Origin of the sequence: Streptomyces sp. NPDC051315, assembly GCF_044455165.1 — a bacterium.
Taxonomy (GTDB): Bacteria; Actinomycetota; Actinomycetes; order Streptomycetales; family Streptomycetaceae; genus Streptomyces.
Map to the genome: position 1 here is coordinate 454,381 of NZ_JBITEN010000005.1, position 21,919 is coordinate 476,299.

The window sequence follows — 21,919 nt, forward strand, 5'->3', positions numbered from 1 at the left end:
TGGTGCCTTCGGGTGGTTACGGCCGGGCCGGGTCATGGCACCCCTGGACGGTTGTGCCGGGCGGTCACGGTGCCCTCGGGCGGTTGTGCCGGGCGGTCACGGTGCCCTCGGGCGGCTCTGCCGAGCCGGGCTGAGGCGGCCCTGGACGGTGACGCCGGGGTAAGCTGCGGCGCCCTCGCGCGGTCACGCCCTGCGCTGTTCCGCGTAGCGCTCGCCCATGGCCTGTTCGCCCACACCCCGGTGGACCGTACCCCGTGGGCCCAAAGCCCCTTCGCACGCATGCTGTTCGCACCCACCTCGTTCGTCCACCGCTCGTTCGCCCACCGCCCGTACCGCCGTGCGCCAGGCCGCCGCGACGGCACGCCGGGCGGCCGCCGTACCGGTGCCCACCTCCGTCGGCAGCCGCAGCGGGGCGCCGACGTGGACGTGGCAGCGGGGACGGCGCAGGGGCGCGGTGACGGCGCCCGCCAGTTGCTTCGGTGCGGAACCGGAGGAGATGCGCCGGGCGCCGACGTGCCCCACCGGCACCACCAGCGCGCCGGAGACGTGCGCGAGGCGCGCGAGTCCGGTACGGAACGCCTCGGGCGGACCGGGGGCCGCGTCCAGGCGGTCCGGCAGCCCGCCCTCCCCGTAGAGCAGGACGTGCCGGCCGCCGGCGAGCGCCTCGGCGGCGGCGTCGAGCGCGTGCGCGGCGCGCGCCGACCGGCGGTGGACGGGGATGTGCCCCTCACGCGCCAGCGCGCGCCCCAGCAGCGGGACCCGCCACAGGCCCGCGGTCGCCATGATCGCCGGCTCCACGCCCAGCCCCCGCAGCGCGGCCAGGACGACGGCGGGGTCGGCCAGGGAGTCGTGGTTGGCCACGAAGATGGTGCCCGCGGGCAGGCGCATCCGCAGCTCGCTGGTCACGGTGAGGCGTCCGAAGAGGGGCGTCAGGGCGGCGGCGGCACGGCTGAGCACAAAGAGGCCTTTCCGTAGGGGCGATGTGTTCCACAGTCTCGCGGCGGCACGACCGCCGCGCCTGAGTACGGCTACTCAGGCCGCCCCGGCGACGTCCTGGGTGTTCCGCCGTGTTCACGGCCCGGTCGGGGGCATCCGGAGGAGAACGAACGAGCGTACCGACACCCGAAGGGACGGACATCGTGCTGGCCATCATCGCGGCTGTGGCATTCTTCATCGCTTTCCTGATCAACGCGGCGGAGATCTCGACCAACGACACCTTCACCTCCACCAACGTCATGCTCCTCGGCCTCACCCTTTTGGCCCTTCACGTCGCCGGCGTCGGCGCCGGCTGGTCGGCACGCGGCCGCAGAGGCTGAGGCGACGGCACGAGGTTCACCGTCCCCCGCCGGAAGGACATCGCGGATCGCGGGTAGGCGGGGACGACAGCCGAGGAAGGGATCTCCATGACGACCTACGTGATCACCGTGCCCGGTACCTTCACCTCCGGTATCGAGGAGGACGCGCGGGCGCTGCTGAGCCGCACCCTGCGTCCGGCCGATCCGCACCACACCCGGATGGGGAACACCGAGGATCTCGACGCGCTCACCGTGAACGAGGACGACACGTTCACCATCCGCCTCACCATCGAGGCGGACAGCGCGCCGCATGCCGAGGAGGCCGCCCGGCGGCTCGCCGACTCCGCCCTGCGGGAGGCGGGCCTCGACGACACCAGCGCGCCCCTCGGACCCGCGGTGGTCACGGGCATCGACTCCGAGATCTGACCCGGCGCGCGCAGGGCCCGCACCGCGTGTCGTGGTCGCCCCGACCCGCGGTGCGGGCCCTGCGCATCTCCGGCAGGTCCGCGGCACGCCTCCGGCAGGTCCGCGGCGGGCCGTCGGCGGACACACAGCAAGAGCACAGCAGGGAGAACACCGTGAGTGAATTCAGCGACAGCCACGTGCCCACGGCCGGGCACACACCGGACGACGACCTGACGGGCTACCAGGTGATCGCCCTGGACGGGCCCGCGGGGAAGGTCAGCAAGTACTCCCGGGACCTCGGCCGGAACTTCCTCGTGGTGCGCACGGGAAGCAGGCTCTTCGGCAGGGACGTGGTCCTCGGGTCGGACGTGGTCGTCGGCGTCCGGCACGAGGACAGGACCGTCCGGCTGTCCCGCACCAAGAGCGAGATCAGGTCGGCCCCGGCCTTCGACGTGGACAGGTACCTCGGCGACCCGGCCCACCGCGACCAACTGGGCGGCCGGCACGGCTCCGGCCACTGAGTCACGGTGTCCCGCCGGGTCGGCCGGGGAGTCCGTGGAAGGAGAGCGTCCGAGCGTCCAGGCCGGTCCGGGCAGGGGCAGGTGAGCCTGACAAGGGACTCGACGAGCCCGCACGACGTCCCGCCGGCGCCGGCCGGGCGGACCCGCCGCCTTCCTGACACCGCGTCGGGCCGTCCGGGGCGCCGACCCGGGCAGTGGTCCGCGGCACGGTCCGAACCGGTCACCACGGACGGACCCGCCCTCGCGTACCGGCGTCGTGACGAGGAAAGATGAGACGTCGAGCGACGGATCAACCCATGCGGAGGAACGGACCATGCAGCACGAACGAGCGGGCCGGCCGGCCGGCCCCGAGGACCTCGTCGACGTCGCCCGGCTGGTCACCGCGTACTACGCGCTGCACCCCGACCCGGCCGACCCGGCACAGCGGGTGGCGTTCGGCACGTCGGGACACCGGGGATCGTCCCTGAACACGGCGTTCAACGAGGACCACATCGCCGCCACCAGCCAGGCCATCTGCGAGTACCGCACCGCCCAGGGCACCGACGGCCCGCTCTTCCTCGGCGCCGACACCCACGCCCTGTCCGAGCCCGCCCGGGTCACGGCCCTGGAGGTGTTCGCCGCCAACGACGTCACCGTGCTCATCGACAGCGCCGACGGCTACACGCCCACCCCGGCCGTCTCGCACGCCATCCTCACCCACAACCGCGGCCGGACCGCCGGCCTCGCCGACGGTGTCGTCGTCACCCCGTCCCACAACCCGCCCGGCGACGGCGGCTTCAAGTACAACCCGCCCAGCGGCGGCCCCGCCGGCTCCGACGCCACCTCCTGGATCCAGGACCGGGCCAACGAGATCATCGCCGCCGGCCTCAAGGACGTACGCCGCGTGCCCCACACCCAGGCGCTCGCCGCTCCCGGCACGGGCCGCTACGACTTCCTCGGCACCTATGTCGCCGACCTGCCGAACGTCCTGGACCTCGACGCGATCCGGGCCGCCGGCGTCCGCATCGGCGCGGACCCGCTCGGCGGCGCCTCCGTCGCGTACTGGGGCCGTATCGCAGAACAGCACCGGCTCGACCTGACCGTGGTCAATCCGCTCACGGACCCCACCTGGCGGTTCATGACGCTGGACTGGGACGGCAAGATCCGCATGGACTGCTCGTCGCCGTACGCGATGGCCTCCCTCATCGGCCAGCGGGACCGGTTCCGGATCGCCACGGGCAACGACGCCGACGCCGACCGGCACGGCATCGTCACGCCGGACGCGGGTCTGATGAACCCCAACCACTACCTGGCCGCCGCCATCGCCTACCTGTACGCCCACCGCGAGCAGTGGCCCGAGGGCACGGGCATCGGCAAGACGCTCGTGTCGTCCTCCATGATCGACCGCGTCGCCGCCGACCTCGGCCGGCGGCTCGTCGAGGTGCCCGTCGGCTTCAAGTGGTTCGTGGACGGCCTGGTCGACGGCTCGCTCGGCTTCGGCGGCGAGGAGTCGGCCGGCGCGTCCTTCCTGCGCCGTGACGGTTCGGTGTGGACCACCGACAAGGACGGCATCATCCTGGCGCTGCTCGCCTCCGAGATCACCGCGGTCACCGACCGGACCCCGTCGGAGCACTACACGGCCCTGACGGCCCGCTTCGGCGAGCCCGCCTACGCCCGCATCGACGCCCCGGCGACCCGCGAGGAGAAGGCGCTGCTCGCCAAGCTCTCGCCCGCCCAGGTCACCGCGGACACCCTCGCCGGGGAGGCGGTCACCGGCGTGCTCACGGAGGCCCCGGGCAACGGCGCGGCCATCGGCGGCATCAAGGTGACCACCGCCAACGCCTGGTTCGCCGCCCGCCCCTCGGGCACCGAGGACGTCTACAAGATCTACGCCGAGTCCTTCCAGGGCCCCGACCACCTCCGCCAGGTCCAGGAGGAGGCCAAGGACGTGGTCATGGCGGCCCTCGGCGGCTGAGCGCACGGCACGCGGGCGGAGCGGGGCGGCGGCCCGGACGACGGAGAACCGGAACGCGCCCCCGCCCCGCCCGGCCCCGCCCCACGCACCGCTCCTCCCGCCCCGGCCGCAGCGCGCCCCTGCGCCCCCGCCCGGGGCAGCGGGCGGTCGGGGCGGGCTCGGGACCGCGGACGTGCCACTCCTGGTGGTCGGCCGTGTGTCACCGGAACTGTCGTCGTGCGGTTCCTGGCTGCCGGCCGTGTGCCACCCGCCCCAGCCGTGCGGCACCCGACGCCCAGCCGTCCGTCACCGGGCCCCACAGCCACGCGGCGCCGCCCCTGGCCCTGCCACCGGCTCCGTAGCCGTGCGTCTCCCGCCCGCCACCGCGCGGTGCTGCCCCTCCCCAGCCGTTCACCGCAGCCCCGCAGCCCCGCAGCCCCCGACCCCCAGCCGTCCGTCACCCGCCCCCGGCCGTGCGCCCCCGGACCCGCAGTCGTGCGCTGCCGGGCAGGCCGGGCTGCCGGACGGGCCCTACGGTCACCCGGAGTCACCTTCGTCTCCGCGGCACTCCGGGACCGGCATGAGCAGCGCACCCTCCTCGTCGAAGGCGTCCAGGGCCGACTCGCCCTGGGCGCCGCTCGCGGCACGGCTCTTCCGTGCCCTGTGGCTGGCCCAGCTCGTGTCCAACGTGGGCGGCTGGATGCAGACCGTGGGAGCGCAGTGGCTGCTGGTCGGCGACGACGCGGCGCTGGTGACGCTGGTGCAGACGGCCTCCAGCCTTCCCGTCGTGCTGCTGGCCCTGCCCTCCGGTGTGATCGCCGACCGCTTCGACCGGCGGTGGGTCCTGCTCACCGCCCAGTTCGCCATGGTGGCGGTCTCCGGCGCGCTGACCGCGCTGGCCTTCGCCGACGCCCTCACCCCGGCGGCGCTGCCGTCCCTCACGTTCCTCCTCGGGCGCGGTACCGCCCTGATGGGCCCCGCCTGGCAGGCGATCCAGCCCGAGCTGGTGGACCGCGAGCGGCTCGGCCAGGCCGCCGCGCTCGGTGCGGTGAACATGAACCTCGCCCGCGCCGTCGGCCCCGCGATCGGCGGAGCGGTGGTCGCGGCGGCCGGCGCCGGCTGGGTCTTCGCGTTCAACGCCGTGTCCTACCTCGGCACCGCGGCCGTCCTCCTGCGGTGGCACCGGCCCGCCGAGGCCTCCGGCCCGGGCGGCCGCGAGAGGCTCCTGCCCGCCCTGCACGCGGGCCGCCGCTACGTGTGGAACGCGCCGGGGGTGCGCCGCGTCCTGCTGCGCACGGCGCTGTTCGTGCCCGGCGACGCCGCCCTGTGGTCCCTGCTCCCGGTGACGGCGAGCCGCACGCTCGATCTCGGTTCCGGCGGCTACGGCCTGCTCCTGGGCGCGGTCGGCGCGGGCGCGGTGGCCGGTGCCTTCGTCCTGCCCCGGATCCGCCGCCGTCTCGGCGCCAACGGCACCCTCGTCGCCGGCTCGCTGATCTTCGCGGCCGTCCTGGCCGTGCCGGCCGTCACCCGGTCGCCGTACGGGGTGGCGGCCGCGCTGCTGCCCGCCGGTCTCGCCTGGATCGGAGTACTGTCCACCCTCAACGCGGCGGTGCAGACCCGGCTCCCCGGCTGGGTCAGGGCCCGCGGACTCGCGGTCTACCTGCTGGTCTTCCAGGGCGGTCAGGCCTGCGCGGCCCCGCTGTGGGGCGCCCTGGCCGACCGGCTGGGCCCGGCCACCGCCTGCCTGACGGCCGGATCCCTGATGCTGCTCGGCGCGGTCACCGTACGCCGATGGCCGCTGCACGACGTCCAGGGCGTCGATCCGTCCCCGTCCAGCCACTGGCCGCTGCCGCCTCTGGTGTTCGAACCGGGACCCGCCGACGGGCCCGTCCTGGTGTCCGTCACCTACCGCGTCCCGCCCGCCCACCGCGCGCGGTTCACCGCCCGTATGGCCCACGTGGCCCGCTCCCGGCGCCGCACCGGTGCCCTCACCTGGGGTCTCTACCAGGACGGCGACGACCTCGAACGCTTCCGGGAGCACTATCTCGTGGCCTCCTGGGAGGAGCACCTCGCCCAGCACCACACCCGCCTCACGGTCGGCGACCACCGCCACGAGGAGCGGTCCCGCGCACTGCTCGTACCGGGCACCGAGCCGGAGGTGACCCACGCCTTCGACACCACGTCCGGGTGCGTGGTCCCGGAGCGGCCCGGTTCGCCCGCGCTGTCAGACCCCGCACCCGGGTCGGTATCATCCTCTGAACGCGATATGTGACTTTCGCCCCGAAGGGGCTACCGGTCTCTCCGGAGTGACCCATGTCCCGCAAGCGCCCCACGGACGACGGCGACGAACTGCTGGCCAGACTCGGATCGCTCACCGCCCAGGCGCGCGAACGCGCGGAGCTGCAACGCTCCCGCGTCGAGCTGGCCATCGCCCTCCAGCGCGGGATGCTCCCGAGGGACCTCCCCACCGCCCGCGGCTTCCGCCTCGCCGTCCAGTACGCGCCCGCCTGCTACGGCCTCAACGTGGGCGGCGACTGGTACGACGCCTTCACCCTGCCCGACGGCCGCATCGGCCTGTCCATCGGCGACGTCCAGGGCCACAACATCGAGGCGACCGCCTTCATGGGCCAGGTCCGCGTCGGACTGCGCGCCCTGGCCTCCGTCACCGGCGAGCCGGGTGAACTCCTCGCCCGCACCAACGACCTGCTGCTGTCCCTCGGCAGCGATCTCTTCGCCACCTGCACCTTCATGCGCCTCGACCCGGCCTCCGGCGTCCTGGAGAGCGCCCGGGCCGGCCACATCCCCTGCGTCTGGGCCACCGCCGACGGCAAGTCCGGCGTCGCCGAGGACGAGGGCGGACCGCCCCTCGGCGTCCTGGAGGGCACGGAGTACCCCGTCACCCGCTACCGGCTCACCCAGGGCGGTGTCTTCGTCCTGCTCACCGACGGCGTCGTGGAGGGGCCGTCCATGAATGTCGAGGAAGGCCTCGACCAGGTGGTCCGGCTCGCGGGCATCGCCGCCGTCGCGGGACTGGAAGCCGACTCGCTCGCCGCCGCCGTGATCAAGGGTGCCGAACGCGTGGGACACGAGGACGACGCGGCCGTCCTCGTTCTGGGGCACGACGGCGTCCGGAAGGAGCACGGGCGCCCGGTTCAGCCATAGGGCCGGACAGGACGCCCCTCACCTCGCCGACGGTGCCGGGCCGGTGTCTGATGGCTGCTGTGGTGGGTACCAGCGATCTGCGCCGGCCGGCCGTCCTCGCCGCCGAGACGGTGGCCGTCGCCGCCTGTTACTACGCGGCCGGGCGGCTCGGCCTGCTGCGGCAGCTCGTCGTCGAGGGAGCCGTCTTCACCCCCATCTGGCCGCCCTCGGGCGTCGCCCTGGCCTGCCTGCTGCTCTTCGGGCTCCGGATGTGGGCGGGCATCGCCCTCGGGGCGCTCCTCGTCATCATGTCGCTGACTTCACTGCGGCCTCTCACGCTCGTCACCGTCATGGGCAACACGGCCGCACCCGTCTGCGCCTACCTCATGCTGCGCAGGGTGGGGTTCCGCACGGATCTCGCCCGTCTGCGGGACGGTGCCGCCCTGGTGTTCCTGGGGGCCCTGACCGCCATGCTGATCAGCTCCACCGTCGGCGTCGGCCTCCTCGTCGTCACCGACAGACTGGCCACGGACAGCTTCTGGCCCGTCTGGCTGGCCTGGTGGGTCGGCGACGCGATGGGCGTCCTGCTCGTCAGCCCCGTCCTGCTGCTCCTGTACACCCTCCGCAGCCCGCCGCCCCTGACCCGCTGGAAGGAGGCCACGGGCCTGGCCCTCATCACGCTCGCCCTCGTCCCGTTGGCCACCCACAGTCACATCAGCCTGCTCTTCCTCGTCTACCCCCTGCTGATCTGGGGGGCCCTGCGCTTCCAGCTCGCGGGCAGCATCCTGTGCGCCCTGCTCGCGTCGGTCATGGCCACCGTCGCGGCCACCGACGAGGTGGGCCCCTTCGCCGAGCTGACCCGCGTCGAGGTCATGATCAAGCTCCAGGCCTTCAACGGAACGATGGCCCTCACCGCGCTGCTGCTCTCGGCCGTCATCACCGAGCAGCGCAACACCAGACGCTCGGTGGAACGCGCCTGCCAGGAACTGGTCGAGGTGCTGGAGCACCTCACCGCCGGGGACACCCCCCTCGGACGGCCCCCGAAGGACACCGGCGGCACGCCACCACAGGGGGGCACCGGCCAGGTGTGAGTGAGGGCGGCGCCCCGGGTACCCGGGGAGTCCCTCAGCCGCCCGGCGACGGTTGCCCGGCAGCCGCGCCCCCTCGCAAGCGTGGGGGACGAGCCCAAGGAGCCCAAGGACATGACGGACGTATCGAGCAAGGGGTCCGCCTCCGGAGACGACCGGAAGGTGCTCACCAATCGGCAGGGCCACTCCGTCTACGACAACCAGAACCAGCGCACCGTCGGCGCCCGCGGTCCGGCCACGCTGGAGAACTACCAGTTCCTGGAGAAGATCAGCCACTTCGACCGCGAGCGCATCCCCGAGCGCGTCGTGCACGCCCGCGGCGTCACGGCGTACGGGTACTTCGAGGCGTACGGGGCCTGGGGCGACGAGCCGATCAGCCGTTACACCCGCGCCAAGCTCTTCCAGGAGCGGGGCAAGCGCACGGATCTGGCCGTCCGCTTCTCCACCGTCATCGGCGGACGCGACTCCTCCGAGGCCGCCCGCGACCCGCGCGGCTTCGCCGTGAAGTTCTACACCGAGGACGGCAACTGGGACCTGGTCGGCAACAACCTGGGCGTCTTCTTCATCCGGGACGCGATCAAGTTCCCGGACGTCATCCACGCCCTGAAGCCCGACCCGGTCACCTTCGAGCAGCAGCCGCGCCGCATCTTCGACTTCATGTCGCAGACCCCCGAGGCCATGCACATGCTCGTCAACCTGTTCAGCCCGCGCGGCATCCCCGCCGACTACCGGCACATGCAGGGCTTCGGCGTCAACACGTACAAGTGGACGGACCAAGAGGGCCGCACGGTGCTGGTCAAGTACCACTGGATGCCCAAGGCCGGCGTGCGCAGCATGACCGAGGAGGACGCGGCGAACGTCCAGGCCGAGTCCCTCGGCCACGCCACCAAGGACCTGTACGAGGCGGTGGCGCGCGGCGACCACCCCGAGTGGGAGCTCCTCGTGCAGATGATGGACGACCACGACCACCCGGAACTGGACTTCGACCCCCTGGACGACACCAAGACCTGGCCCGAGCAGGAGTTCCCGCCGAAACCGGTCGGGAAGATGGTGCTCAACCGCATGCCGGAGAACTTCTTCGCCGAGAACGAGCAGATCTCCTTCGGCACCGGCGTCCTCGTCGACGGCCTGGACTTCTCCGACGACAAGATGCTGGTCGGCCGGACGTTCTCGTACAGCGACACCCAGCGCCACCGTGTCGGCCCGAACTACCTCCAGCTGCCCGTCAACCAGGCCAAGAACACGGAGGTGCACACCAACCAGCGCGACGGCCAGATGACCTACCACATCGACGGCGACGGGGAGCACCCCAGCGTCAACTACGAACCCTCGATCACCGGCGGACTGCGCGAGGCGGAGTACCCCACGATCGACGAGGAGGGACCGGAGATCCGCGGGCGCCTCACCCGCAAGCGCATCCCCCGCACCAACGACTACCTCCAGGCGGGCCAGCGTTACCTGCTCATGGAGCAGTGGGAGCGCGACGACCTGGTCCGGAACCTCACCGCGGCGCTCGCCCAGTGCGACCGGCCGGTGCAGGAGCGCATGGTGTGGCACTTCCTCCTGGTGGAGAACGACCTCGGCCTCAGGATCGGTGAGGGCCTCGGCATCAGCCCGGAGGACGTCGCCGGCCTCGAACCCCTGGCGAGCCAGGACCTCACCCAGGAGGACCGCGAACGCCTGGCCCACCTCGGCAAGAACCCGCCCCGCGACGTGGAGGGCCTCACGATGACCCACTGCGTCCCGGATGAACGCCATGTCGTGACCCGCTGAGCGACGAGTGTCATGTCGTGACCCCCTGAGCGACGAGCCCGTCGGCCGCTCCGCCACCGGCGCGGAGTGGCCGACGGCGTGTCCGGGAGCGTGCGCCCCGGCCGTCCGGCGGGCTCGACTCCTCCCGGGCGTACGCGACGGCGTTTTCGGGTGCTGTGCGCCCCGTCCTGCGCAATGGCTTGACGTGTACTTGGCACAGTGGCTTTATGGGAGCGCTCCCACTCTTTCCTCCGATGCCTGAGTTTCTGGCGCTCACTCCCTGGAGTCGCAGTGAGAAGAGCACGAAGCACGACACGAAAAAGGTTCCTGCCCACCCTGGCCACCCTGCTCGGTCTCGCCGTGGTCCTCGGCTTCCTGACCCCGGCCGCCGTTCAGGCCGCCGAGCCCCGCACCCTGGCCACCGGTCTTCACATCAGCAACGGCCGGCTGCTCGAGGGCAACGGCAACGACTTCATCATGCGGGGCGTGAACCACGCCCACACCTGGTACCCCAATGAGACGCAGTCCCTGGCCGACGTCAAGGCGCTCGGTGCCAACACCGTCCGGGTCGTCCTCTCCGACGGCCACCGCTGGACGAAGAACAGCCCGGACGACGTCGCCGACGTCATCCACCAGTGCAAGGCCAACCGCCTCATCTGCGTCCTGGAGGTGCACGACACCACCGGCTACGCCGAGGAGGCCGCGGCCGGCACCCTCGACCACGCGGCCGACTACTGGATCGGCCTGAAGGACGTCCTGGCCGGCGAGGAGAACTACGTCATCGTCAACATCGGCAACGAGCCCTGGGGCAACACCAACCCCGAGGGCTGGACCGCTCCGACGATCGCCGCGGTCCAGAAGCTGCGCAACGCCGGCCTGGAGCACACGATCATGGTGGACGCGCCGAACTGGGGCCAGGACTGGCAGGGCGTCATGCGCGCCAACGCCCGGACCGTGTACAACGCCGACCCCACCGGCAACCTGATCTTCTCGATCCACATGTACAGCGTCTTCGACACGGCCCAGGAGATCACCGACTACCTGACCGCCTTCGTCGACGCCAAGCTGCCGCTGCTCATCGGCGAGTTCGGCGGACCCGCCGACCAGTGGGGCGACCCCGACGAGGACACCATGATGGCCGAGGCCGAGCGGCTGCGCCTCGGCTACCTGGCCTGGTCCTGGAGCGGCAACACCGACCCGATCCTCGACCTGGCCCTCGACTTCGACCCCAGCCGGCTCAGCTCCTGGGGCGAGCGCGTCTTCCACGGCGCCGACGGCATCGCCCGGACCGCCGAGGAGGCCACCGTCTTCGGCGGCACCGGCCCCGGCGACACCCAGGCCCCGACAATCCCCGGCACCCCGTCCGCCTCCGCCGTGACCGCCACGTCCGCCACCCTGACCTGGGCCGCCTCCACTGACAACGTTGGCGTGGCCGGCTACGACGTGGTCCGGGTCAGCGGCGGCACCGAGACCAGGGTCGCCGCCTCCACGACGAACAGCGTCACGGTGACCGGCCTCACCGCCGGCACCGCGTACACCTTCGCCGTCTACGCCCGTGACGCGGCCGGAAACCGCTCGGCCCGCTCGGCGACGGCCGCCGTCACCACCGGCACCGCTCCGGCCGCGCACTGCTCCGTCGGCTACCGCGTGGTGGGGGAGTGGCCCGGCGGATTCCAGGCGGAGATCGTCCTGCGCAACACCGGAACCGCCGCCGTCACCGGCTGGACGCTCGCCTTCGCGTTCGCCAACGGACAGACCGTCACCACCATGTGGGGAGGCACCTCCTCGCAGAGCGGCGGCACGGTCACGGTCACCCCCGCCTCCTACACGTCCACCATCCCCGCCGCCGGCTCGGTCACCGTCGGCTTCATCGGCAGCAAGGGCTCCACCAACACCGCTCCGAGCGCGTTCACCCTCAACGGCGCCGCCTGCACCACCACCTGACCGACCTGTTCGCACCGGCCGGCGGGGGTGTCGTGACCTCCCGCCGGCCGGTGTTCCCACCGCCTCCCGGCCGCCCGCCACCGGCTCGTCTCCGCCGTCGTGCCCCGCTTTGGGGGACCGCGTTCCGGCCCGAGAACGCCGTGTCCGGCATCTTGACCTTGCTCCGCATCCCGGCTTAACGTTCCGGCGCTCACGGTGATTGAAACGATTCAGTCACCTTTGGAACCTTGGGGGCGCCTCGTGCAGGAACTCGTCTCGCAGCCCGGCGGCATGTCCCGCCGCGCCATCCTCGCCACCGGACTGGCCGCGGGCGTCGTGGCGGCCCTCGGTTCCGGCCCGCCCGCCGGTGCCGCCTCCGCCGCCGACGCGACCGGGGCGACGGCCGGCTGGTTCGCCGACCCCGCCCGGGCGGTGCGCCCCAGGTTCCGGTGGTGGTGGCCGGACGGGCTGGTCGACCCCGACGAGATCGCACGCGAGATCGACCAGATGGCGGACGCGGGCTTCGGCGGTGCCGAGATCGCCGCCGTCCACCACAGCGTCAAGGACAAGTCGGTCCTGGACACCGCCCACCACGGCTGGGGCAGCCGGCCGTGGCGCGAGGGAGTCGAGGCCGCCCTGCGCCGCGCCGCCCGGCGGGGGCTCACCGTCGACCTCACGCTCGGCCCCAGCTGGCCCGTCGCGGTCCCCGGCGTCACCCCGGACGACGACGCGGCCGCCAAGGAACTCGTCCACGGCCGCGTGTCGCTGGCCGGCGGAACCACCTACGAAGGCCCGGTCCCGCCGCCCGTCCACGCGTCCGCCGCCGGAGTGACCCGCCAGCGGCTCCTCGCCGTGCAGGCGGCCCGGGTCGAGACCGCGTACTCCACCCGCAGGGAGACCGGGCTCGACCCCACCAGCGTGCGCGACCTCACCGCCACCGTCGTCGACGGCTCGCTGACCTGGACGGCGCCCGAGGACGGCTCGTGGGTGCTCATCTCCTTCTGGTGGCGCGGCTCCGGCCAGCAGCCGGAGTCCGGTCCCCACTCAGCGCCGGCCGCCCTCGTCGTCGACCACCTCAGCCCCGCGGGCACCGAGGCCGTCACCGGTTTCTGGGAACGGCAGCTGCTGACCCCGTCCCTGCGCGGCCTGCTCAGGGCGGCGGGCGGCGCGTTCTTCGAGGACTCCGTCGAGCTCGAGACCGACGGGCTGACGTGGACCCCGTCACTGCCGGACGCGTTCGAGGAACACACCGGCCGGCCCCTGCTGCCGTACCTGCCCGCGCTCGTCCTGGACAACGGCAACCAGGTCTTCGCCTACGAGGCGCAGCTCACCCGGCAGATCAGACACGACTTCTGGGGCACCGTCTCGCGGCTGTTCAACCGCCACCACCTGGGCGCCCTGCGCGACTGGGCGCACACCCTGGGCATGACCCTGCGGTCCCAGCCCTACGGCCTGCAGACCGACGCCATCGCGTCGGCGGCCGTCCTCGACGTCGCCGAGGGGGAGTCGCTCGGCTTCAAGAACCTCGACGACTACCGCTCCCTGGCCGGAGGCAGGGACATGGCGGGGCACACGGTGCTGTCCTGCGAGGCGGGCGCCTACAACGGTTCCGCCTACAGCACCACCTGGGACCGCTTCCTGCGCACCATGGGCGGCGCCTACGCGGCCGGCGTCAACCAGACCGTCATCCACGGCTTCTCCTACGCCACCGCCCCCGGCGTCTCCTGGCCGGGCTTCGCCGCCTTCAGCCCGTACAACGGCACGCCCGGTTACGGCGAATCGTGGGGACCCCGGCAGCCCACCTGGCAGCACACACCGGACATCTCCGCGTACCTGGGGCGGGTGCACGCCGTCCTGCAGAGCGGCACCGCCCGCGCGGACGTCGCCGTGTTCCGGCAGACCGGCTACACCGCCACCGGCATCGGCGCCTCCTGGTTCACCGCGACCGGCGTCCCGCTCGGCTGGACCCACCAGTTCCTCAGCGGCCCCCTGCTCGACCTGCCCAGCGCCACCGTCAGGGACGGCCGGCTCGCACCCGACGGACCCGCTTACAAGGCGCTGTTCGTCGAGGGCGACTTCTTCCACGGCTCCACCCCCACCCTGGCCCTGGCCGACGCCCGCCGCCTGCTCCGGCTCGCCGAGGCGGGACTGCCGGTCGTCCTCCTGGGCGCCTTCGACCAGGCACTGACCCCCGGGGTCCCCGACGAGGACGAGACGGACCGCCTCCGCGCGGTCCTCGCCCGCCTGCTGTCCCTCCCCAACGTCGTGCGGGTCACGGACAAGGCCGCCGTCGGCGACGCCCTCGACCGGCTCGGCGTCCGCCCCGACGTGCGCCACGCCACCGCCTCCACCCTCCTGAACGCGCACCGTGTCACGCGGGACGCCGACTTCTACTACCTCTGCAACGGCAAGCACGCCGAGACCGTCAAGCCGCCCGTCGCCGCGATCGACCACGAGGTGACGCTGCGCCGTACGGGAGGGACCCGCGCGGGCACGACGGTCCCGTACCGCCTCGATCCCTGGACCGGCGAGGTGATGCGCATCGCCCGCTACACCGAGGCCGACGGCGAGATCACCGTCCGCGTCGCCCTCCAGCCCGGACAGGCGACGATCATCGCCCTCGGGCGGCCCGGACTCTTCGGCGACCGCACCGGAGCCCGGCCGCACGCCGTCGACACGGACGCCCCCGAAGTCCTCTTCGTCGACGGGCGGCTGACGGTCCGCTCCCGGACGGCGGGCACGTACACGACACGACTGTCCCAGGGCCGCACCCGCACCACGACGATCCCGCCCGTCCCCGCCCCGGTCACGCCGGACCGGTGGCAGCTGGAGGTGGAGGACTGGCACCCGGGCGCCGCCCCGACCCGGACCGAACGCGTCCGACGCACCCTGACACTCGACACCCTGCTGCCCTGGTCCCGGATCCCCGACCTGGCCGACTCCGCGGGCATCGGCCGCTACCGCACGACGATCGACCTGCCGCCGGAGTGGACGTCGTCCCACGGCGCCCTCCTGGACCTGGGGCAGGTCGCCGACACCGTACGCGTCAGGGTCAACGGCAGCTGGGCTCCGCCGGTCGACCGACTGCGCCCGGTCGTCGACGTCGGCACACTGGTGCGCGGCGGCCGCAACGTCATCGAGGTGGAGGTCGCGACGCCCCTCGTCAACCGCCTCCGGGTCACCCAGCCCGCCGTGTTCGGCACCACGTCCCGGCAGGAGTACGGCCTCGTCGGCCCCGTCCGCCTGGTCCCCTACGGGCAGGCGGTGGTCGCCGACTGACGGCCGACCGCCGGGCGGGCGCGCGGGCCCGCCCGGCGGGAACGGGGGAGCGGGGTCCAGCCCCCACACCCGGCAGACCGGCGCGCCCGCGGCGACCAGCGTCTCCAGCACCAGCCGCCGCCGGTCACCCGACAGGAGCAGCGAACCTGGCCGTCGCCACGGGACAGCCCGCGACGAGCAGGGGCGTCCGGGGGAGGCCGAACGCGGGTCCGGCCGTGTGACCGCGGGTCTCGGCCGAGGGCCGCGCCGACCACCGCGACACCGGCGCCCCCCCACCAGACCGGCCGTCGCACGCCGGCACATCACGCCGTCTCGGGGCCCTCCGCGCCGTACGCGTCCGCCGTTCGACGCGGCCACGCCGCCTCCGGCCCGGCGGGCGGGACGGCTGACACGACGGCTCCTGCGGCCGGTGCGCGGTACCGGGGGAGACCGGCGACCGGCCGCCACCGGGGTGGGACGGAGCGGGGGCGGGGTGAGACAGGACGGGACGGGGGTAGACGCACGGTACCCAGGCCCGTGCCTACGAGCCTGGCCCCGACCGATTCAGGAGGACTGTCGTGCCCGGGATGCTGGAGAAGATCAAGCAGTTCAGCAGGAGCCCGCAGGGGCGCCGCACCATCGAGCAGGTGCGCCGCGCCTCCGCCGACCCCAGGCGCCGGGCCCAGGCCCGGCGCCTGTTCGGCAGGCTGCGGGGACGCCGCTGAGTGACCGGCCCCGGCCGGCAGGGCTACCCGTCAGACGCGGTGGACGGCGGACGGAAGCACGCGATGACCGTCTTGCCGTGCGGGCACGGACGGGTCTCCCAACTGTCGGCCAGGGCGTCGACGAGCATCATCCCGCGTCCGCCCACACGCTCCGTGCTGGGCGGACGCGGGGTCGGCAGGACGGCGGACGAGTCGTGGACGGCGATGTGCAGGCAACGGCTGTCCCAGGTCAGCACCAGCTGAGCGTTGCTGCGGGCGTGCCGGTGGGCGTTGGTGACCAGCTCCGAGACGGTCAGCAGCACGGCGTCCACCGCTTCCGGGGCGCCGGTGGTCCAGCCCAGGGTTTCCAGGTGCCGGTGCGCCCAGTCACGTGCCTCCTTGACGGTGCTGTTCATCGGCAGGGTGCGGGCCCAGCCCACGGCCCGCAACGCTGATCGGTCCACGGTGTCGTCTCCCTCGGTCGATGCCACTGAGGCAGCGTGTACCCGCCGGACACGGGGTGAAGCCGCGCGACCGGAGCCGGGCGTCCCGCGGGCGAGGCGGCGTCCGCCGCCGACGTCGGTACGGCCCGTGCCGGGGCGTCCCGCGGCGCGGCCGGTGGCCTCCGGGCCAATCCGAGCCTCGCCACGGGGAAATGAACGCGCCCATTGTCAGTGCTCTGGAGAAGAATGCTGATCATCGGGGTCGTCACCAGCGCCGAACTGGGTAAGCGGTGTCGAGTTCCCGTCCACGGTCACTTCCCGGAAAGGCCACGCCGATGCAGCTCACCCACGACCAGGCGCATCCCCTCGTCCCGAACGGCGCCGACGCGCGCCGCCCCGTGTGCCCCCTCCAGCGCGGCCGGCGCGAACCCGTGCGTGCGGCAGGGCGTTCGCTCACCCCCAGGACGCCACCGGACCCACAGCCCGAGCCCCGGTCGGCCATACGCCAGGCCCCCGTCGTCGACACCCCCGTCCCGTACCGCCCGCGCCCCTCGGTTCCGCGCAGCGCGCCGGAGGCCGACGTCATGAGGATCGTCTCCGACTCCCGCACGGCCGTGTTCGTGATGCAGTACGCGGACGGGCGCCGCCGGTACAGCTACTGGCGGCCCGTCGACTCCGAGACCGGCCGCGGTGGGTGCTACGTCGCCCTGCCGACCGACGTGTGCGAGCAGTTGCGCGTCACCGGCCGGATCACGCTCGGCGAGCCCGTCACCGACCCGTCGAAGACCACCTTCCGGGTCCGGCCCGCCCGCACCCCCGCGGCGTCCGCGTGGCCGGCCCGGGAACGGCGGCGTGCCGCCTGACCCCCAAGCCACCGGCCCTTCGACGCGGAACACCCCGGGCCCGGACGATCACCCGTCCGGCGCAGACTGCGGTCACGGACAGGGGGAATCCGGTTCTCCGGGCCGGGCGCCCGTGCTCCGTGTCCCGGTCCCCGGGTGGCCGCGGTCGAAAACCCCGAGTCGACGGCGGCCACCCCACCCGACGTGCCCCGCGCAGCCCCGGACCGGCACGGCGTCGTCCTCGTGGAGGGCGGGCCGCGGCGGGCTGCGCCGTCCGGCCGGGAGGAACGGCACCAATGCCGTGACCGGCTGTTTTAAAGTGGCTGCCGTCAGTCAGTTCCGGACGTCTGGGACCGAGAGGTAGCCGCGAACCATGCCGACCGAAACGTTTGAGTTTCAGGTGGAGGCCCGTCAGCTCCTGCAGCTGATGATCCACTCGATCTACTCGAACAAAGATGTCTTCCTGCGTGAGCTCGTCTCCAACGCCTCCGACGCGTTGGACAAGCTGCGCCTTGCCTCCCTGCGGGACGACACGCTCGACGTCGACGTGTCCGACCTGCACATCGAGCTCGAGGCCGACAGCGACGCCCGCACCCTCACCGTGCGGGACAACGGCATCGGGATGTCGTACGACGAGGTCGCCCACCTCATCGGCACCATCGCCAACTCGGGCACGGCCAAGTTCCTGGAGGAGCTGCGGCAGGCGGAGGACGCCGCCGGCGCGGAGGGGCTCATCGGCCAGTTCGGCGTCGGCTTCTACTCCAGCTTCATGGTGGCGGACGAGGTCGTCCTGGTGACCCGCCGGGCCGGTGAGAGCCAGGGCACGCGCTGGTCGTCGCGCGGCGAGGGCACGTACACGCTGGAGACGGTCGACGACGCCCCGCAGGGCACGGCGATCACCCTGCACCTCAAGCCGGCCGACCCCGAGAACCAGCTCCACGACTACACCTCCGCGTGGAAGATCCGGGAGATCGTCAAGCGCTACTCCGACTTCATCACCTGGCCCGTCCGCCTGGTCCCGCCGCCGGCCGAGGCGGACGGCGGTGACGGCGAGGCCGCCCCCGAGCCCGAGACGCTGAACTCCATGAAGGCTCTCTGGGCGCGCTCGCGTGACGAGGTGAAGGACGAGGAGTACCACGAGCTCTACAAGCACATCAGCCACGACTGGACGGACCCCCTGGAGACGATCCGGCTCCAGGCGGAGGGCACCTTCGAGTACCAGGCTCTGCTGTTCATCCCGTCGCACGCACCCCACGACCTGTTCACTCAGGGGTACAAGCGGGGCGTGCAGCTGTACGTCAAGCGCGTCTTCATCATGGACGACTGCGAGGCACTGCTGCCGCCGTACCTGCGCTTCGTCAAGGGCGTCGTCGACGCCCAGGACCTCTCGCTCAACGTGTCCCGCGAGATCCTGCAGCAGGACCGCCACATCCAGATGATGCACCGCCGGCTGGCGAAGAAGGTCCTGTCCTCGGTGAAGGACATGATGACCTCGGCGCCCGACCGGTACGCCACCTTCTGGCGGGAGTTCGGCGCCGTCCTCAAGGAGGGGCTGGTCACCGACGCGGAGAACCGTGACGCCCTCCTCGCCGTCGCGTCGTTCGCCACCACGCACGACGAGACCGAACCGACCACGCTCCGGCAGTACGTGGAGCGGATGAAGGACGGGCAGGACGCCATCTACTTCATGACGGGCGAGTCCCGCGCGGGCATCGAGAACTCCCCGCACATGGAGGCCTTCCGGGCCAAGGGGATCGAGGTCCTGCTGCTCACCGACCCGGTCGACGAGGTGTGGACCGACGCGGTGGGCGAGTACGAGGGGAAGCCGCTGCGGTCCGTCGCCAAGGGCGAGATCGACCTCGACTCCGACGGGGAGACGACCTCCGACGAGGACCGGGAGAAGCAGGGCGAGGAGTTCGCCGGTCTGCTCGGCTGGATGAAGGAGCGACTCGGCGAGGACATCAAGGACGTCCGCCTGTCCTCCCGGCTCACCGTCTCCCCGGCCTGCCTGGTCTCCGACACGCACGACCTAACCCCGGCGCTGGAGAACCTGTACCGCGCGATGGGCCAGGAGGTTCCCCGCGCCCGGCGCATCCTCGAACTGAACCCCGACCACACGCTGGTCAAGGGCCTGAACCAGGCCTTCAGGGACGGCAAGGACCGCACGGCCCTCGCAGAGAGCGCCGAACTCCTCCACGGCCTCGCGGTCCTGGCCGAGGGCGGCCGGCCGAACGAGCCCGCGCGGTTCGTGCAGCTGCTGGCGGAGCGCCTCGAGCGCGCGCTGTAGGGCATCGGCCGTGCGGACGGCGCCCCTGCTCGGGGACTCCGTCCGCACGGCCGACGGGACGGGCGGACTCGCCGAGGCGTGCCCGCCCTCCGGTTTCGCTCAGGGCAGCGGTGTGCCGCCGGTCGCGTTGAGGATCTCGGCGGTGATGAAGCTCGCTTCCTGGGAGGCGAGGTACACGTAGGCCGGAGCCAGCTCGGCGGGCTGAGCGGGGCGGCCCAGCGGACTCTGCTTGCCGAACTCGGCCGTGTCGGGCATGGTCGCGGGAATCAGCGGCGTCCACACCGGGCCCGGCGCGACCGCGTTGACGCGGATCCCGCGCTCCGCGACCATCTGGGCGAGTCCCTGCGTGAACGTCACGATCGCGCCCTTGGTCATCGCGTAGTCCAGCAGGTGCGGGCTGGGCTTGTAGGCCTGCACCGACGTGGAGTTGATGACGCTGCCGCCCGCCGGGATGTGCGGCAGCGCGAACTTCGTCAGCCAGAACATGCCGTAGAGGTTCGTCCGCAGCACCCGGTCGAACTGCTCGGTCGTGATGGCCTCGATGCCGTCCGGCTGTGACATCTGGTACGCGGCGTTGTTCACCAGGACGTCGATGGACCCGAACTCCGTGACCGCCCGGTCGATCAGCGCCCGGCAGGCGCTCTCCTCACGGATGTCGCAGGGCACGGCCACGGCCTTGCGCCCGGCTTCCTCCACCAGCCGGGACGTCTCGCGTGCCTCGTCCGCCTCCTCCTCGAGGTACGTGAACAGCACGTCGGCTCCCTCACGGGCGAAGGCCAGGGCCACCGCCCGCCCGATTCCGGAGTCCCCGCCCGTGATCACCGTCCTGCGGCCCTCCAGCCGTCCGGAGCCCCGGTAGGACTCCTCGCCGTGGTCGGGCGGCGGGTCCATCGGCCCGGTCCACCCGGGGTGCGCCTGGTCCTGCTGGGGGAAGTCCGGGCGCGGGTGCTGTGTGGTCGGGTCCTGACGGGTGCTGCGCTCCTCCGTCACGTCGGCCTCCCTGGCTGTTGGTGGCAATGTGCGCGGGACCGGGTTCCCTGACCGGAGCAACCGAAAAGGGCGGGACGCCGTCCACATCGGAAAGCCTTCGAATGTTTCGAAGTTCAGCGCCCGGTAATTGATCGCGAATTCGCGGCACACGAGTGACTTCTTGATCCACTGTTCCCCTCATGGCATCTGAACTGGGGAAACAAGAGCCCTCGGCGGCATGCTCTCTACGAACGTTTCGAAATCCAAGTCGAAACTGTTGACTGTTGACGGGGTCAGGTCAACACTTTCGCCACTGACAGGGCCTGCCCACCCCCGCCCCATGAGGAGGAAGCACGGACATGAACCCGTACGTCGACCCCCCGAGCCGCACCCGCGGTCGCCGCCTGCCGTTCGTCCGAAGCGCCTGGGCCATCGCACTCGCCGCCGTCATCGCGCTGTTCCTGCCGAGTGCCGCCAGCGCCGACACGGTCATCACCACCAACCAGACCGGCACCAACAACGGCTACTACTACTCCTTCTGGACCGACAGCCCCGGCACCGTCTCCATGAACCTGGCCGCCGGCGGCGCCTACAGCACCTCGTGGAGCAACACGGGGAACTTCGTGGCGGGCAAGGGCTGGAGTACCGGCAGCCGCAGGAGCGTGACCTACTCGGGCACCTTCAACCCGTCCGGCAACGCCTACCTGACCCTCTACGGGTGGATGTCGAACCCGCTCGTGGAGTACTACATCGTCGACAACTGGGGCACCTACCGGCCCACGGGAACGTTCAAGGGCACCGTCACCAGCGACGGCGGTACGTACGACATCTACCAGACCACGCGCTACAACGCCCCGTCCGTCGAAGGCACCCGCACCTTCAACCAGTACTGGAGCGTGCGGCAGTCCAAGCGGACCGGGGGAACCATCACTACCGGCAACCACTTCGACGCCTGGTCCCGCGCCGGAATGCCCCTCGGCAGCTTCAGCTACTACATGATCATGGCGACCGAGGGATACCAGAGCAGCGGCAACTCCAACATCACGGTGGGTGGCACCGGCTCGGGCGGTGGGGGAGGAGGCGGCGGCAGTGCCTGCTCCGCGACCCTCTCCGCGGGCCAGCAGTGGGGCGACCGGTACAACCTCAACGTGTCGGTCAGCGGCTCCAGCAACTGGACGGTGACGATGAACGTGCCGTCCCCGGCGAAGGTCCTGTCCACCTGGAACGTCAGCGCGAGCTACCCCGGTGCGCAGGTGCTGACCGCCAAACCCAACGGCAGCGGCAACAACTGGGGAGTCACCATCCAGCCCAACGGCAACTGGACCTGGCCCACGGTCTCCTGCAGCACGACCTGACCC

Annotated in this window: 17 protein-coding genes; 14 read left to right on the plus strand and 3 right to left on the minus strand. The window is 72.3% G+C overall.

Going from position 1 to position 21,919, the window contains the following annotated elements:
• Window positions 1-183: 183 nt before the first annotated feature.
• On the minus strand, window positions 184-957 hold the full coding sequence (locus tag ACIBBD_RS13330; protein WP_399419457.1) for a lysophospholipid acyltransferase family protein: 774 nt from the start codon (window positions 955-957) through the stop codon (window positions 184-186).
• Window positions 958-1,139: 182 nt separating this feature from the next.
• On the opposite strand from ACIBBD_RS13330, the gene ACIBBD_RS13335 reads away from it, so the two are divergent.
• The 11 genes from ACIBBD_RS13335 to ACIBBD_RS13385 all read left to right on the plus strand — a co-directional run bounded on the left by ACIBBD_RS13335 (window position 1,140) and on the right by ACIBBD_RS13385 (window position 16,041).
• Window positions 1,140-1,316, plus strand: coding sequence for a hypothetical protein (locus ACIBBD_RS13335; RefSeq protein ID WP_399419458.1), 177 nt, complete (start codon window positions 1,140-1,142; stop codon window positions 1,314-1,316).
• 87 nt (window positions 1,317-1,403) lie between these two features.
• A complete protein-coding gene (locus ACIBBD_RS13340) occupies window positions 1,404-1,721 on the plus strand; it encodes a hypothetical protein (protein ID WP_399419459.1) in 318 nt (105 codons plus the stop codon).
• Between the two features lie 152 nt (window positions 1,722-1,873).
• The gene (locus tag ACIBBD_RS13345; protein ID WP_399419460.1) at window positions 1,874-2,221 is read left to right on the plus strand and encodes a PRC-barrel domain containing protein; all 348 of its coding nucleotides are present in this window, start codon (window positions 1,874-1,876) and stop codon (window positions 2,219-2,221) included.
• Window positions 2,222-2,534: 313 nt separating this feature from the next.
• On the plus strand, window positions 2,535-4,175 hold the full coding sequence (gene pgm, locus ACIBBD_RS13350; protein ID WP_399419461.1) for a phosphoglucomutase (alpha-D-glucose-1,6-bisphosphate-dependent): 1,641 nt from the start codon (window positions 2,535-2,537) through the stop codon (window positions 4,173-4,175).
• A gap of 559 nt (window positions 4,176-4,734) precedes the next feature.
• Window positions 4,735-6,426 carry an MFS transporter gene (locus ACIBBD_RS13355; RefSeq protein ID WP_399419462.1) on the plus strand — a complete coding sequence of 564 codons (1,692 nt, stop codon included), beginning with the start codon at window positions 4,735-4,737 and terminating at the stop codon, window positions 6,424-6,426.
• 41 nt (window positions 6,427-6,467) lie between these two features.
• Window positions 6,468-7,316, plus strand: a complete 849-nt coding sequence (locus tag ACIBBD_RS13360) for a PP2C family protein-serine/threonine phosphatase (RefSeq protein WP_399419463.1) — start codon at window positions 6,468-6,470, stop codon at window positions 7,314-7,316.
• Window positions 7,317-7,375: 59 nt separating this feature from the next.
• Complete coding sequence (locus tag ACIBBD_RS13365) at window positions 7,376-8,386, plus strand: MASE1 domain-containing protein (protein WP_399419501.1); 1,011 nt, start codon at window positions 7,376-7,378, stop codon at window positions 8,384-8,386.
• Between the two features lie 111 nt (window positions 8,387-8,497).
• Window positions 8,498-10,156: a catalase gene (locus tag ACIBBD_RS13370; protein ID WP_399419464.1), complete on the plus strand. Its 1,659-nt coding sequence runs from the start codon at window positions 8,498-8,500 to the stop codon at window positions 10,154-10,156.
• A gap of 270 nt (window positions 10,157-10,426) precedes the next feature.
• Window positions 10,427-12,079 carry a cellulase family glycosylhydrolase gene (locus tag ACIBBD_RS13375; protein ID WP_399419465.1) on the plus strand — a complete coding sequence of 551 codons (1,653 nt, stop codon included), beginning with the start codon at window positions 10,427-10,429 and terminating at the stop codon, window positions 12,077-12,079.
• Window positions 12,080-12,319: 240 nt separating this feature from the next.
• A complete protein-coding gene (locus tag ACIBBD_RS13380) occupies window positions 12,320-15,337 on the plus strand; it encodes a glycosyl hydrolase (RefSeq protein WP_399419466.1) in 3,018 nt (1,005 codons plus the stop codon).
• A gap of 557 nt (window positions 15,338-15,894) precedes the next feature.
• Window positions 15,895-16,041, plus strand: a complete 147-nt coding sequence (locus tag ACIBBD_RS13385) for a hypothetical protein (protein WP_399419503.1) — start codon at window positions 15,895-15,897, stop codon at window positions 16,039-16,041.
• Window positions 16,042-16,064: 23 nt separating this feature from the next.
• Here the strand turns inward: ACIBBD_RS13385 and ACIBBD_RS13390 are convergent, their stop codons facing one another.
• Window positions 16,065-16,436 (minus strand): ATP-binding protein, encoded by a 372-nt coding sequence (locus tag ACIBBD_RS13390; RefSeq protein WP_399419502.1) that lies wholly within the window; start codon window positions 16,434-16,436, stop codon window positions 16,065-16,067.
• Between the two features lie 362 nt (window positions 16,437-16,798).
• Here ACIBBD_RS13390 and ACIBBD_RS13395 point away from each other — a divergent pair, with 362 nt between their 5' ends.
• Complete coding sequence (locus tag ACIBBD_RS13395; RefSeq protein ID WP_399419467.1) at window positions 16,799-17,326, plus strand: hypothetical protein; 528 nt, start codon at window positions 16,799-16,801, stop codon at window positions 17,324-17,326.
• A gap of 352 nt (window positions 17,327-17,678) precedes the next feature.
• A complete protein-coding gene (htpG, locus tag ACIBBD_RS13400; protein WP_399419468.1) occupies window positions 17,679-19,592 on the plus strand; it encodes a molecular chaperone HtpG in 1,914 nt (637 codons plus the stop codon).
• Between the two features lie 99 nt (window positions 19,593-19,691).
• On the opposite strand, the gene ACIBBD_RS13405 is transcribed toward htpG, so the two are convergent.
• A complete protein-coding gene (locus tag ACIBBD_RS13405) occupies window positions 19,692-20,582 on the minus strand; it encodes an SDR family oxidoreductase (protein WP_399419469.1) in 891 nt (296 codons plus the stop codon).
• A gap of 338 nt (window positions 20,583-20,920) precedes the next feature.
• Here ACIBBD_RS13405 and ACIBBD_RS13410 point away from each other — a divergent pair, with 338 nt between their 5' ends.
• A complete protein-coding gene (locus ACIBBD_RS13410) occupies window positions 20,921-21,916 on the plus strand; it encodes a glycoside hydrolase family 11 protein (protein WP_399419470.1) in 996 nt (331 codons plus the stop codon).
• The last annotated feature ends 3 nt before the right edge of the window (window positions 21,917-21,919 follow it).

Coding starts and splice junctions, on each gene's coding strand:
- ACIBBD_RS13340 (WP_399419459.1), top strand. CDS start 1,404: ATGACGACCTACGTGATCACCGTGCCCGGTACCTTCACCTCCGGTATC.
- pgm (WP_399419461.1), top strand. CDS start 2,535: ATGCAGCACGAACGAGCGGGCCGGCCGGCCGGCCCCGAGGACCTCGTC.
- ACIBBD_RS13355 (WP_399419462.1), top strand. CDS start 4,735: ATGAGCAGCGCACCCTCCTCGTCGAAGGCGTCCAGGGCCGACTCGCCC.
- ACIBBD_RS13360 (WP_399419463.1), top strand. CDS start 6,468: ATGTCCCGCAAGCGCCCCACGGACGACGGCGACGAACTGCTGGCCAGA.
- ACIBBD_RS13370 (WP_399419464.1), top strand. CDS start 8,498: ATGACGGACGTATCGAGCAAGGGGTCCGCCTCCGGAGACGACCGGAAG.
- ACIBBD_RS13390 (WP_399419502.1), bottom strand. CDS start 16,436: ATGAACAGCACCGTCAAGGAGGCACGTGACTGGGCGCACCGGCACCTG.
- ACIBBD_RS13395 (WP_399419467.1), top strand. CDS start 16,799: ATGCAGCTCACCCACGACCAGGCGCATCCCCTCGTCCCGAACGGCGCC.
- htpG (WP_399419468.1), top strand. CDS start 17,679: ATGCCGACCGAAACGTTTGAGTTTCAGGTGGAGGCCCGTCAGCTCCTG.
- ACIBBD_RS13410 (WP_399419470.1), top strand. CDS start 20,921: ATGAACCCGTACGTCGACCCCCCGAGCCGCACCCGCGGTCGCCGCCTG.